At 63.2% G+C, this 12,194-nt stretch carries 13 protein-coding genes; 6 read left to right on the top strand and 7 right to left on the bottom strand.

What is annotated here, in order from left to right; translation table 11 throughout:
* Window positions 1-103: 103 nt before the first annotated feature.
* From LB525_RS17700 to LB525_RS17710, 3 genes are all read right to left on the bottom strand, one after another.
* Window positions 104-2,437: a response regulator gene (locus tag LB525_RS17700; protein ID WP_224545565.1), complete on the bottom strand. Its 2,334-nt coding sequence runs from the start codon at window positions 2,435-2,437 to the stop codon at window positions 104-106.
* Window positions 2,438-2,620: 183 nt separating this feature from the next.
* A complete protein-coding gene (locus LB525_RS17705; protein WP_224545566.1) occupies window positions 2,621-2,839 on the bottom strand; it encodes a hypothetical protein in 219 nt (72 codons plus the stop codon).
* Between the two features lie 14 nt (window positions 2,840-2,853).
* Window positions 2,854-3,177 carry a hypothetical protein gene (locus LB525_RS17710; RefSeq protein WP_224545567.1) on the bottom strand — a complete coding sequence of 108 codons (324 nt, stop codon included), beginning with the start codon at window positions 3,175-3,177 and terminating at the stop codon, window positions 2,854-2,856.
* Between the two features lie 95 nt (window positions 3,178-3,272).
* On the opposite strand from LB525_RS17710, the gene LB525_RS17715 reads away from it, so the two are divergent.
* On the top strand, window positions 3,273-5,276 hold the full coding sequence (locus LB525_RS17715; protein WP_224545568.1) for a PAS domain-containing sensor histidine kinase: 2,004 nt from the start codon (window positions 3,273-3,275) through the stop codon (window positions 5,274-5,276).
* Here the strand turns inward: LB525_RS17715 and LB525_RS17720 are convergent.
* On the bottom strand, window positions 5,267-5,863 hold the full coding sequence (locus tag LB525_RS17720; RefSeq protein WP_224545569.1) for an HXXEE domain-containing protein: 597 nt from the start codon (window positions 5,861-5,863) through the stop codon (window positions 5,267-5,269). The genes LB525_RS17715 and LB525_RS17720 overlap by 10 nt on opposite strands.
* A 244-nt stretch (window positions 5,864-6,107) precedes the next feature.
* On the opposite strand from LB525_RS17720, the gene LB525_RS17725 reads away from it, so the two are divergent.
* The gene (locus LB525_RS17725) at window positions 6,108-7,082 is read left to right on the top strand and encodes an alpha/beta fold hydrolase (protein WP_224545570.1); all 975 of its coding nucleotides are present in this window, start codon (window positions 6,108-6,110) and stop codon (window positions 7,080-7,082) included.
* A gap of 76 nt (window positions 7,083-7,158) precedes the next feature.
* Here LB525_RS17725 and LB525_RS17730 read toward each other — a convergent pair whose 3' ends face one another.
* Together LB525_RS17730 and LB525_RS17735 are read right to left on the bottom strand one after the other, a co-directional pair.
* Window positions 7,159-7,377: a tautomerase family protein gene (locus LB525_RS17730; RefSeq protein WP_095767338.1), complete on the bottom strand. Its 219-nt coding sequence runs from the start codon at window positions 7,375-7,377 to the stop codon at window positions 7,159-7,161.
* A 211-nt stretch (window positions 7,378-7,588) separates the two neighbouring features.
* Complete coding sequence (locus tag LB525_RS17735; protein ID WP_411971032.1) at window positions 7,589-8,506, bottom strand: polyprenyl synthetase family protein; 918 nt, start codon at window positions 8,504-8,506, stop codon at window positions 7,589-7,591.
* A 76-nt stretch (window positions 8,507-8,582) separates the two neighbouring features.
* Here LB525_RS17735 and LB525_RS17740 point away from each other — a divergent pair, with 76 nt between their 5' ends.
* The 3 genes from LB525_RS17740 to LB525_RS17750 all read left to right on the top strand — a co-directional run bounded on the left by LB525_RS17740 (window position 8,583) and on the right by LB525_RS17750 (window position 10,447).
* Window positions 8,583-9,341 (top strand): transglycosylase domain-containing protein, encoded by a 759-nt coding sequence (locus LB525_RS17740; protein ID WP_224545571.1) that lies wholly within the window; start codon window positions 8,583-8,585, stop codon window positions 9,339-9,341.
* Window positions 9,342-9,634: 293 nt separating this feature from the next.
* Entirely contained in the window at window positions 9,635-9,817 is a 183-nt protein-coding gene (gene rpmF, locus LB525_RS17745) for a 50S ribosomal protein L32 (RefSeq protein WP_006203806.1), read from the top strand.
* Between the two features lie 228 nt (window positions 9,818-10,045).
* Entirely contained in the window at window positions 10,046-10,447 is a 402-nt protein-coding gene (locus tag LB525_RS17750) for a hypothetical protein (RefSeq protein ID WP_224545572.1), read from the top strand.
* Between the two features lie 255 nt (window positions 10,448-10,702).
* Here LB525_RS17750 and LB525_RS17755 read toward each other — a convergent pair whose 3' ends face one another.
* On the bottom strand, window positions 10,703-11,221 hold the full coding sequence (locus tag LB525_RS17755; RefSeq protein WP_224545573.1) for a winged helix-turn-helix transcriptional regulator: 519 nt from the start codon (window positions 11,219-11,221) through the stop codon (window positions 10,703-10,705).
* Between the two features lie 88 nt (window positions 11,222-11,309).
* On the opposite strand from LB525_RS17755, the gene LB525_RS17760 reads away from it, so the two are divergent.
* The gene (locus LB525_RS17760; RefSeq protein WP_224545574.1) at window positions 11,310-12,137 is read left to right on the top strand and encodes an alpha/beta fold hydrolase; all 828 of its coding nucleotides are present in this window, start codon (window positions 11,310-11,312) and stop codon (window positions 12,135-12,137) included.
* Window positions 12,138-12,194 lie beyond the last annotated feature (57 nt).

A 12,194-nucleotide genomic window follows, 5' to 3' on the forward strand; every position in this document is an offset into this window, starting at 1 on the left:
CCGGAACTGCCGATCTCCCCCCAAGTGAGGGAGATGCCCGGCAGGGCAGAGGGGGCGCGAAGGAACTCGGCGGTGGCCGCCGAACGCACCTGGCGCCTGACGCTTAAGCCGTCTTCGCCGCCACGGTCTCGCTGAGCCAGGTGCCGATCTTGGCGCCGAGGCGGTCGGGCGAGACCGGTTTCGGCAGATAGTCGTCCATGCCTGCCTCGATGCATTTTTCACGGTCGCCCTTTAGCGCATGCGCGGTGACGCCGATGATCGGCGTGTGATCGCCGTTCTGCTCTTCGATGGCGCGGATGGCGCGCGTCGCCTCATAACCGTTCATCTCCGGCATGGAGACGTCCATCAGCACCAGGCGCGGGCGCAACGAGCGGTACATCTCGACAGCCGTCCGACCATTGCCGGCTATGCGATAGCTGAGGCCAAAACCGTTGAGGATCTGGCCGAAGACCAGCTGGTTCACGTCATTGTCCTCGGCGATCAGGATATCGATCGGGCCGCTCGGCGCTGCCGTCGATTCCGGTGCCGCCGGGACCGGCACGGCCGGGCCGCGGATGACGGTGAAGGCTGGCGGGGCCGCCTGGGCTGCGACCGGCTCGCGCACGAAATGCGCCTTGGCGCCTTGCGTGCGCGCCTTCTGGATGGCGGCGATCACGGTGCCCAGCAGCACCGCCGAACGCGCCGGCTTGGTGAGATGCGCGACGATGCCGAAATCGATCACCATGCGGCCGAAATCGACCTGGTCGACCGAGGTGAGCAGCACGACGGGGATGGAGGAGAGGCGGCTGTCGGCGGCGATGGCTCTGGCGACGTCGGCGCCGTTCATGCCGGGCATCTGGTAATCGAGGATGATGCAGTCGACCGAGGCGCCGAGCTGGCAGGCGCGGTCGAGGAAAGCGAGGCCGACCGCGCCGCTTTCGGCGGCCGCGCAGTCGAAGCTCCAGCTTCTGAGCTGCTCCAGCAGGATCTCGCGGTTGACCGGATTGTCGTCGATGACCAGCACACGGGCGCCGGTGACATCGACCGGCACCAGCTCGTCACGCGCCTGCTGGCTATGCGCCGGCAGCGGCACGGCGAACCAGAACACGGAGCCGCGGCCGATCTCGCTTTCGACGCCGATCTTGCCGCCCATCAGGTCGACAAGCCGGGCGCCGATCGCAAGGCCAAGGCCGGTGCCTTCATGGCGGCGGGTCGAGGAGCCGTCGACCTGGGCGAATTTCTCGAACACGCTTTGCAGTTTTTCGGCCGGGATGCCGATGCCGGTGTCCTCGACGCGGACCTTGAGCTGGACCACACCGTCGACGACGTCGCCGCCGACATCGATCAGGACATGGCCCTTCTCGGTGAACTTCACTGCGTTGCCGAGCAGGTTGGTGACGATCTGGCGGAAGCGCCCGGCATCGCCAACGACGAAGGCCGGCAGGCGCGGGTCGACGCGCACGATGAGCTCGAGGTTCTTTTCGGCAACGCGCGCCGACACCAGGGTCGCCACATCCTCGACCGCCTCCGCCAGGCGGAAGGGGGCGGGGTCGAGCGTCAGCTGGCCGGCATTGATCTTCGAGAAATCGAGGATGTCGTTGATGATGGTGAGCAGCGCGTTGCCGGATTTGACGATGACGTCGGTGAAGGTCTTCTGGCGCGGCGTCAGCTCCGTCTTGGCGAGCAGCTCGGCCATGCCGAGCACGCCGTTCATCGGCGTGCGGATCTCATGGCTCATATTGGCAAGGAATTCGGATTTGGCGCGGTCGGCGGCCTCGGCCTTGAACAAAGATGCGGCGGTCTCGGCGAAGGCGCGGCGGATCGCATTCTCCATCGGCCGGAAGATCAGAAACGCCGCGATAGCGAGCACAGCGAACAGCAGGCCGCTCGCCCACAGGAGCAGCCGGTCGCTGGAAGCATCGGCGAGGCGGCGCTCCTCGTCGAGCGCGGTGCGCACCTTCACCAGCATCGGCTGGGCGAAAAGGTCATTCTGGTTACGGATCTCGCGGTAGCTCCACTCGTCGACCTTCTGGGCGACTGCCATCAAGTTGAAGTTGCGCACCATATCGCGCGCCGACCAGAACAGGTCATCATTGACCGAAGCGGTGTCCAGCGCGTTGACGGTGTTGTTCGACAGGCGCGGCCTGATCGCGGCAAGCTGGGCGTTCAGGATCCCGATCTCGCCCATCAGGCGTTCGGAATGGCCGCGCGCGGCGGTCGCCAACGCATCGCGCGTCTCGCTGCGCCAGGCGGTGCCGGTGGTCTCGGCGAAATTGGTGGCGTTGCGCAGGTCGCGGGCGAAGATGACGAAATTGCCGCTGAGAGCATCGACCTCGTGGCGGTACGAATTCACACGGTTGAGCGCGAACATGACGGCGGCCGAGGCCAGCGCGAAGACAAGCAATCCCGAAATGTAGCGGATCCGGATCGACCGGAGGAAGGAAGAATATTCCGGCATGCGCAACCCCAACACATACGCACAATTTTAATGGTCGGGATTACGCTTGATTTACATTAAGATTTCGTTGGAGGAGGGTGGCCTTGTCGCAGCTTCTGACAAAGGCGACGTATCGCTGTCCGCGACAGACAGGCCTAGCGCACTGGACCTCCGGACAGCGCTTTGAAACCGGACGGCAGATCGTCAATCCGTCGTATCGGAGAGGATACGGTTTCCCTTGCGCAGCGTGATCCGCCGTCGAGGATGCTCGTCCCTTGCGGCTTGAAAAATGGCGCGGGCAAGCTGGGCTGTAACGGCGCGTGCGAGAACCCGTTCGATGACCTCATGGCTGTCGGCGTGCCAGAGTTCGATACGATAGGGCAGCGCTTCGGCCGAACGGGAAGAGTTGGCGCTCCGTGTCATAGACAGGCCCCTGCCTAATTCGCCGGACCGTTCCATCTCGAAACGAAATTGTTCTTGTGCCGCAAGGTGACGTAGCGGTCCGGGTGCTCACGCGTCGCTGCGTAATAGGCAGCGTAGCCGATGCTGGCATTTGCCGTGACGGCGAGGACTTGTTCGACACCGTTCTTGGCGGCGTTCCACAACTCGACCCTATACGGGAGTTCGTCATGCTCGGCAGAGCCGAGTTCGTGAGAGACGGGATTTTCCTCGTCATCTCCAGGCTCGTTTTCCGGAGCAAAGCTGTACAAATAACCTGGGTTTCTGAGATTGGCTGCGAGAGCGGATGAATATGTCGCCATTGATCCAAGCTCGTTGCTATGCAGGATAGGCACGCTTATGTTGCAGACGCGTCACCGGACGAACTGCCTGATGCGAGCGTAATGCGGGTTCGACAATGCCACTGACCACAGCCGACGCGCAACACCTTTCCGACAGCCGCCGCCTCGAACTCTTCATCGACGCTGTCGCCGACTACGCGATCTACACCCTTGATGCAGATGGCTTCATCACCAGCTGGAATGCCGGCGCCGAGAAGATAAAGGGCTACGCGGCTTCGGAAATCCTGGGGCAGCATTTTTCCCGATTTTTCACAGTCGAAGATCAGGCGAATGGGGTTCCGAGCAGGATGCTTGCCGCGGCAAAGGCGGAGGGAAGATACGAGGCCGAAGGATGGCGGGTGCGCAAGGACGGAACCAGGTTCTGGTCGAGCGGCCTTGTTCAACGGGTACTGGACCGCAACGGCGTTCTTTTGGGTTACGCGAAGATCACGCGAGACATCACCGAGCGCGTCGCCGCGCATGAGTCGCTGCTGCAGAGCGAGCGGCGCTTCCGCATCCTTGTCGACGGGGTGACCGACTATGCCATCTACATGCTCGATCCAAGCGGCGTGGTCACCAATTGGAACGCCGGCGCCGAGCGGCTGAAAGGCTACGCTGCCGAGGAAATCGTGGGCCAGCATTTTTCCAAATTCTATACTCGTGAAGAACGCGCAAAAGGCACGCCGCTTCGGGTCCTCGAAGCAGCCGTGCAGAACGGACGATATGAAGGCGAGGGTTGGCGCGTACGCAAGGATGGCAGCCGTTTCTGGGCATCCGTTGTCGTTACCCCGATCCACAACGACGCAGGCCGACTCCAAGGATTCGCCAAGGTCACGCGCGACATCACCGAACGCCGTGCGGCGCACGAAGCCTTGCGCCAAAGCGAGCGCCAGTTCCGCCTTCTGGTGAGCGGCGTGACCGACTATGCGCTCTTCATGCTTGATCCAAATGGGCTGGTGACCAGTTGGAATGCCGGTGCGGAGCGCATCAAGGGCTATGCGGCCGAGGAAATCATCGGTCAGCACTTCTCCCGGTTTTACACGGAGCACGACCGCGCCGCCGGTTTACCTGGCCGCGCGCTCTATACGGCAACACGGGATGGACGCTTCGAGACCGAGGGCCATCGCGTCCGTAAGGACGGGACGCTGTTCTGGGCGAATGTCGTGATCGATCCGATCCGCGACGAGCGGGGAGAGCTGATCGGTTTCGCCAAGATCACGCGCGACATCACCGATCGACGCGATGCTGAGATCGCACGCCGGCAGGCGCAAGCGCAACGCGTTCATACGCAGAAAATGGATGCGCTCGGCCAACTGACCGGCAGCATCGTGCATGATTTCAACAACCTCCTGACGGTGGTCGAAAGCTTTGTTCGCCTGGGCAAGAAGGTCGGTGCCGATCCCGAAATGAAGCGCGCGACCGAATCCGTGGAACTTGCACTCCAGCGCGGCGCCGCATTGACACGCCAGTTGCTGGCATTCTCGCGCAAGCAGGCTGCCCGCGCCGAGGTCGTCTCGCTGGCAGAGCGCGTGGAAGCCGTCCGTGCAATGATAGCGGGCTCCATGCGCAAATCGGTGAAATTGGTCGCCGCTGTCGGACCCGAAACCTGGCCAGTCAAGGTCGACCCCGGCGAACTGGAGCTTGGTCTCGTCAACATTGCCTTCAACGCGCGGGACGCCATGCCAGACGGTGGCCTGGTAACGATAACGGCGGAGAACGTGCTGTTGTCGAGCGAGGATAACGCAGCCGGCCTGCAAGGTGAATTCGTCGCGTTGCGGGTGACCGACACAGGCATCGGCATTGCGGCAGACGTGCTTCCGCAGGTTTTCGAACCGTTCTTCACGACCAAAGGGCCCGAGAAGGGTACAGGTCTCGGCCTCGCCCAGGTCTACGGCTTGGCGCAGCAGTCCGGCGGCGCGGTCACAATTGAAAGCGAAGTCGGCAAGGGCACGACGGTGACGATCTATCTGCCCCGGGCCGATATGGCAGTCGCCGCGCAGAGCGCCGAGCCGGAACAGCCGGCCAGCGCGAATGTGGTGCGGTTGAGGACAAAGGGCCGTTTTGCCGATGATCAAGACTGATGACGTCGCCGATGCTGTGAGGTGACGACGAGAGAGCGGTATCGGGCGGCCACGACCGCAATGATCGCCAGGTGAAGCAGGATCGCGAGAGCTGCGCCGATCAATTGCGGGACAAGACCTCCCGTCCGGCCGATCATCCAGATCGTGACGACGCTCAGCGGCAAAAACAAAATGACGCTGGTGACGAGGCCGGGATTGTATTTGCCGAGCCGCGCCGATGTGACGAGGTGCGCGAGCGCGTTGACGATCATGACATACGGGGCAACCAGGCCCCAGGCGGGTCCCCACAGGAATGCCGCATAAAGAGCCAGCAGGTTGATGCCCCAGACAAACGGCAGGTTGATGACGAGAACCGAGGCGACGGTAAGGGCGTCACGGCCGCCGAAAACATTCTCGTTCGCGAATTTGCGGAATCGGTCGCCGGCGTGCTCTTCGACCTGGTGGACCATGTAAAACGGGCTGTGCAGGAAGATCAGGAACACCGGCAGCGGAAGCGATAAGACCGGCGCGGCCGCTATGAGCGATGCTGCCATGAACCCTGCACCGATGACCCAATAATCGGCCAGCCAGGCTTTCAGCTTAAGCATTGGTTCCCCGCCTCGTCAGTCAGCGATCCTGCACGAATGGACGCGCATCGCCAGAACTATTCAAGTGGGTGGACGCCGTGGCGCTACGTGACCATGTCGGATATTGACTGCCGCGACCGCCCCTGAGACAGTCAATGGAAGATGCGCGCCTCCAAAACTTGGCACCCCGCTGGCTCGGCCACCCGTTGCGGCGTCTGGCCTTTCGCCATTGATCAGAGGTGGAACGCGATCATGAGAAGCGGCCGTGAGCGAACCTATACAGCGGATAGTTGAGACCAACGGCATCCGCCTCAATGTCGCGGAGCAGGGCGAAGGGCCGGTGGTGCTTTTGTGCCATGGCTTCCCTGAATCCTGGTATTCCTGGCGGCATCAGCTGGGCGCGCTCGCAGCAGCGGGCTTCCGTGCCGTCGCCCCCGACATGCGAGGCTACGGCAAGAGCGACCGGCCGGAAGCGATCGACCAATACACACTCTTTCATCTGGTCGGCGACATGGTGGGTCTTCTCGACGCCCTCGAGGTTCCCAGCGCTGTCATCGTCGGCCACGACTGGGGTGCGGTGGTGGCCTGGCATGCCGCGCTGCTGCGGCCGGACCGCTTCCATGCCGTCATCGGCCTCAGCGTTCCGTTCCGGCCGCGCGGCAATGCGCGTCCGACCAGCCTCATGCCGCGAACGGCGGAGTCCCAGTTCTACCAGCTCTATTTCCAGCAACCCGGCATTGCCGAGGCGGAGCTGGAACGGGACCCGCGGGCCACGGTGCGCGCCATGCTTTACGCAGTGTCGGGAGACGCTTCGGAGGGCGGCGCCAGAATTGCCATGGTCCCGCACTGCGGAGGGCTCCTGCAAGCCGCCGAGGTTCCTGCAAGTCTGCCGCACTGGCTCAGCGAAAGCGACAGCGATTTCTACGCCGGCGAGTTCCAGCGCACCGGCTTTGCCGGAGGTCTCAACTGGTACCGCAACATCGACCGGAACTGGGAACTGATGGCGCCCTTTGCCGGCGCGCGGATCAAGGTTCCCGCTCTCTACGCAGCGGGCGACCGTGACCTTGTGGTCGCCTTCCCCGGCATGGATCAACTGTTGGCCAATCTCAGGAACTTCGTCCCGCAAATCCGCGATACGCTGATGCTGCCCGGCTGCGGGCATTGGACCCAGCAGGAGCGCCCGGACGAGGTCAACGCCGCGATGATCGATTTCCTGCGGAGCTTGCCGAACCGGGGCTGATCCAAGGGAAAGCGAGTGTCGGCTCCGACACGGAAAGTTGGGCGTGCCGCTCGGCAAGCGACTCGCCCGGTTCAAGTCAGGCACTATCCTCGGCCCGGTAGGCGTCGGGAAGAATGAAGACCTCGTCGGCGCGGCCATAGCCTCCGTCGGGAACTTCCTCGATCAGCACCATGGTGTGGGGGCGTACACCTTCGCCGAAATAGTCGACGAACATCTGCGTGGTCTTGTGGACGAGGTCTTCCTTTTGCGCCTTTGTGAGGGCGGCCTCGGGCATCTTGAAGTTGGCAAAGGGCATTTCCAGGTTCCTTCCGGTGGATTTCACGGCTCTGGACGGAGGGCCGGGGAGGCGTCAGCGACCGGACCGATGATGTCCGTTCGTTGTCCTGGAGCGGATATAGACTGCTGCGGATGCCGGATAATCACCCGGCCATCGACAGCAGTATTCGAACATAGCGAACAATCGGAGCTGTTGTCGGTTTCGGCAATGGGGCCCGCCGCGCCACAGTTCAGCTGTTGCGCGTCGCCACGAAGGTCGCCGCTTGCTTGAGCAGCTCAGCCCGCTCGCCATAGGGCTCGAGCAGCGCATGCGCCTGGTCGATGAGGCCGTGGAGCTGGCCGCGCGCCCAGCCGGGACCGTGCAGTGCTGCGAGCGTCGCCTTGCCGGCGGCCGCATCCTTGTTGGTGGCTTTGCCCATCTGCTTTGCGTCGGCGGTCAGGTCGAGCAGGTCGTCGGCGAGCTGGAAGGCAAGGCCGATCGCCGAGCCGAACTCCGCCAGCCGCTCGCGGTCGGCAGGAGGCGCGCCGGCGACGATCGCGCCGGCTTCGCAGGCGAAGCGGATCAGCGCGCCGGTCTTCATCGCCTGCAGCGTGATGATCCCCGCCTCGTCCGGCCGTTCGCGCTCCGCTTCCAGGTCCAGCATCTGGCCGCCGACCATGCCGCCGGCACCGGCCGCGCGGGCAAGGGCGAGGACCAGAGTGGCGCGGCGCTCCGCCGCCAGCAAGGTCGCATCGTCGGCGACGACGTCGAAGGCCAAGGTCAGCAACGCGTCGCCGGCGAGGACCGCGGTCGCCTCGTCGAAGGCCCTGTGCACCGTCGGCTGGCCGCGCCTCAAATCGTCGTCATCCATGGAAGGCAGGTCGTCATGGATGAGCGAGTAGCAATGCACGCATTCGAGCGCCGCGGCGACGCGCAGCGCCGCCTCGCTATCGGCCGAAAACAGCGCGGCACTTTCCATGACCAGAAATGGCCGCAGCCGCTTGCCGCCATTGAGCACGCCATGGCGCATGGCCGCCATCAGGCGCTCCGGCCGCACGATCTCACTGGTGAGCGGACGCGCGTCGAGGATCCGCCGCAGCTCGGTCTCGACCGCGGCGGCGCGCATGAAAAGCGCGGATTCGAAGGCGATCTGGTCGTCTTTGCCCATGGCCGGGACCGGTAGCCGACACTCAGACATTGCGCAAGCAGGCTCGCGCCTTTATGCCGGAGGAGGCGAGGCACGGGTGGACGGCTTGACGGAACCGATCGTCGAATATGAAAGCGAAGGGCTGGACATGGCGCGACGTCGGCGCCTGAACCGCGCCGGTCTCAAGCGGCTTGGCCGGCGTTGCCTGGTCGTGGCGCTCGTGCTGGCAATCATACCGGTCGTGCTCACCTTCCTTTATCTGCCACCTTTCGTGCATCCGGTCTCGACGCTGATGCTGAAGGACCTCGTGACTTTTTCCGGCTACGACCGGCGCTGGGTGTCGATCGATGACGTGGCGCCGGTGCTGGCGCATTCGGTGATCATGTCGGAGGACGGGCAGTTCTGCTTTCATCGCGGCGTCGATCTGGGCGAGTTGCGCGGCGTGGTCGACGACGCGCTGGCCGGCGAGGCGACGCGCGGCGCCTCCACCATCACCATGCAGACGGTGAAGAACCTTTTTCTGTGGTCGCGCCCATTGGGCAGCGTGCGCAAGGTGGTCGAGCTGCCCCTGGCCGTCTATTTCGATGCTTTGATGTCGAAGCGGCGGATCATGGAAATCTATCTCAACATCGCCGAATGGGGGCCGGGCATCTACGGCATCGAGGCCGCCGCTCGACATCATTTCGGCGTTTCTGCCAAGCAATTGTCGCGCCGGCAGGCGGCGCTACTTGCCGTCAGCCTGCCCAACCCGATCGCGCGCAATCCCGCCAGGCCGGGGCCGGGCCTGCGGCGGCTGGCATCGCTGATCGAGCGGCGCGCGAGCAGGTCAGGCGCCTATGTCGGCTGCCTTGACTAGGTACATCGATATTCAAGTGAGCCCGGCCTGCGAACGGCGGCTACCTGCGCTTCCGGTGCTCACGTACTTTAAGTACGCTCCGCTCCGGTTCTCGGTGGCCACCGTTCTCCGCTCGGCCTGACTTGAATCTCGACACACTAGTTCCTGTCCTCCTGCGGCAAAAAAATTCGCGCCGGCGCTGGCCAAAACGGCGCAAGGCGTGTATAGGCACCCGACTTTCTCAGATTATGGCCTCGATGCGGCCCTTTCGCGAGGGTTGCCGGGGCATTTTGACCATGTAGTGGAGCATATCCATGGCCGTTCCAAAAAGAAAAACCTCTCCGTCGAAGCGCGGCATGCGCCGCTCGGCCGACGCGCTCAAGGCCCCGACCTATGTCGAGGACAAGAATTCCGGCGAAATGCGCCGCCCGCATCACATCGACCTGAAGACCGGCATGTATCGCGGCCGCCAGGTTCTTGAGCCGAAGGAAAGCTGAGAAGCTTCCGCGGTTCGTGACGTTTCAAAAGACCGGCCTCTGGCCGGTCTTTTTGCGTGCGGCCCTTGGTTGATGGAGGCCTGGGCCTCGCAGGCTGCAGAAAAGCCGGACAACCGGCTGACATTGTTATTTCATTAGGTCTTAGAGCGTGTTCGCCGCCGCCGGCGAAAAGCCTTGACGGCGCGCCTGCCGCGGATTTTACAAAAGGGTGCCCATGGAGTCGCCCAGATGTTCGGTGCCATCCCGCTGCTGATCGTGCCCTTCGTCCTCTACAATCTCGGCCTGCTGGGATTGTTCGGCGGCGGCGACGATCCCTGGACGACCGAGATGTTCTCCTTCCGCATGATGTCGGGCGGCGTGTTCTCGATGACGCTGGGCGACCTGATGGTGCTGATCGGGCTGATCTTCCTGTTCGTCGAGATCTCGAAATCAGTGCGCACGACCAATGCCTCGATCCTCGATCACCTTTTGTCGACGCTGGTCTTCATCGCCTTCCTGGTCGAATTCCTGCTGGTGAAAGGCGCGGCGCATTCGGTGTTCTTCACGCTGATGGTCATCGCGCTGTTCGACGTTCTGGCCGGCTTCTCGGTGTCGATGCGGTCGGCCAGCCGGGATATCAATTTGAACTGACGCATAGAATTTTTAATTTGCATGACTTCGCGATTGGCGAAGCACATTGATCGCGTCGTCATTCTATGGCGGAGCAAGGAGCGAAGCGACGCGCGCAGACCATAGAATCCATTCCGTGACTTCGAAGCGTTGCCGCGGTGCAGAATTCTGCTCCGCTGCATTGCCTGGCCAAGGTAACGGCATGGATTCCAGGGTCTCCGCGACGGAGCTTCGCTCCTGCTTCGCCCTGGAATGACGAAGTTTCTTCGCCCCGCCTCAACCTGCAACCGCCTCAGCCTTTCGCGCGACCACTTCCTCGTAGGCAGCGCGCAGTTGCTGGCGCACGGTTGGCGTGCCCGGCGGCGTCTTGGATGGCGCGCCCAGATGCTCGTGACGCAGTTCGTCCATGAATTGGTCCCATAGCGGCGGGCCGCCCTTTTCGAGCAGCTCGGCTCGGATCGACAATTCTTCCGTGACCGGCAGCCAGACGCGTCCCCAGGCGCCGAGCTGCGCCATGATGGGCACCAGGGTGATCGCCATCTCGGTCAGGCTGTAGATCGCCTTCTGCTTGTGGCTGGGGTCGTCGGCCTTGGTCAGCAGGCCAAGCTCCATCAGCCGTTTCAGCCGGTCGGCCAGGATGTTGGAGGCGATGCCTTCCAGCGAGCCGTTGAGCAACTCGCGAAAATGGCGCCGGCCGCCAAAGATCATGTCGCGCAGGATGATCAGGCTCCAGCGGTCGCCAAAGACTTCGAGCGACAGATTGATCGGGCAGCCGGACCGACGGTCGATGCTCATGGCACTCTCCAGAAAAACCAGTTGCATTATGATATCGGTTTGATTATCGTGCAACTGATTGCAAATTGCAATCGGATAGGAGGAGCAGATGACTAACGCGGCGCAGCTTCCCGACATCATTTCGGAAAGCTTCGGCAGTCCGAAAGATCCGCCGATCCTATTGATCATGGGCGCCATGGCTTCGATGCTGTGGTGGCCGGAAGCCTTCTGCCGGCAGCTTGCCGGGCGCGGCCGCTTCGTCATCCGCTACGACAACCGCGACACGGGCCTATCGACCAAATTTCCGCCGGGCGCGCCGTCCTACACATTCGAGGACATGGTGGACGACGCCATGCGCGTGCTCGACGACCATGGCGTCACCAAGGCGCATGTCGCCGGCATGTCGATGGGCGGCATGCTCGCGCAGAGCGTGGCGCTGAAATATCCCGAACGCGTCAGCGCGCTCACCGTGATCTCCTGTTCGCCGCTCGGCGTCGATACGTCCGCCCTGCCCGGAACGACCGAAGCCTACAAGCAGCACTCGGCCGAAGGCGGCAATGTCGACTGGTCGAAGCGGGAGCAGGTGATCGACTTCATGGTCAAGGACGCCCGTGCCATTGCCAGCACTCGCCATCCGTTGGACGAGGGGCAGACGCGCAAGATGATCGAGGAGGATTACGGCCGTTCCGGCGGGCTGGTCAGCGCGACCAATCATTTCCTGCTCAAAGGCGGAGGCCCGCAACGCACGGTGCGGGATCTTCGCGTGCCGTTGCTCGTCATCCACGGCACCGCCGATCCGCTCTTCCCGATCGAACATGGCGAGGCGCTCGCCAAGGCGGTTCTCGGCGCAAAGCTGGTCAAGGTCGAAGGGGGCGGCCACGAACTGCATCGCAACGACTGGTCGCAGATCATCGAGGCCATCGCCGCACACGGCTAGCGCCGGCAAGACGCCGGCTTGACTCGAGCCGTCCGCGACAATAGTGAAGTAGTTACT

The organism is Mesorhizobium sp. CA16 (assembly GCF_020165175.1).
Lineage (GTDB): Bacteria > Pseudomonadota > Alphaproteobacteria > Rhizobiales > Rhizobiaceae > Mesorhizobium.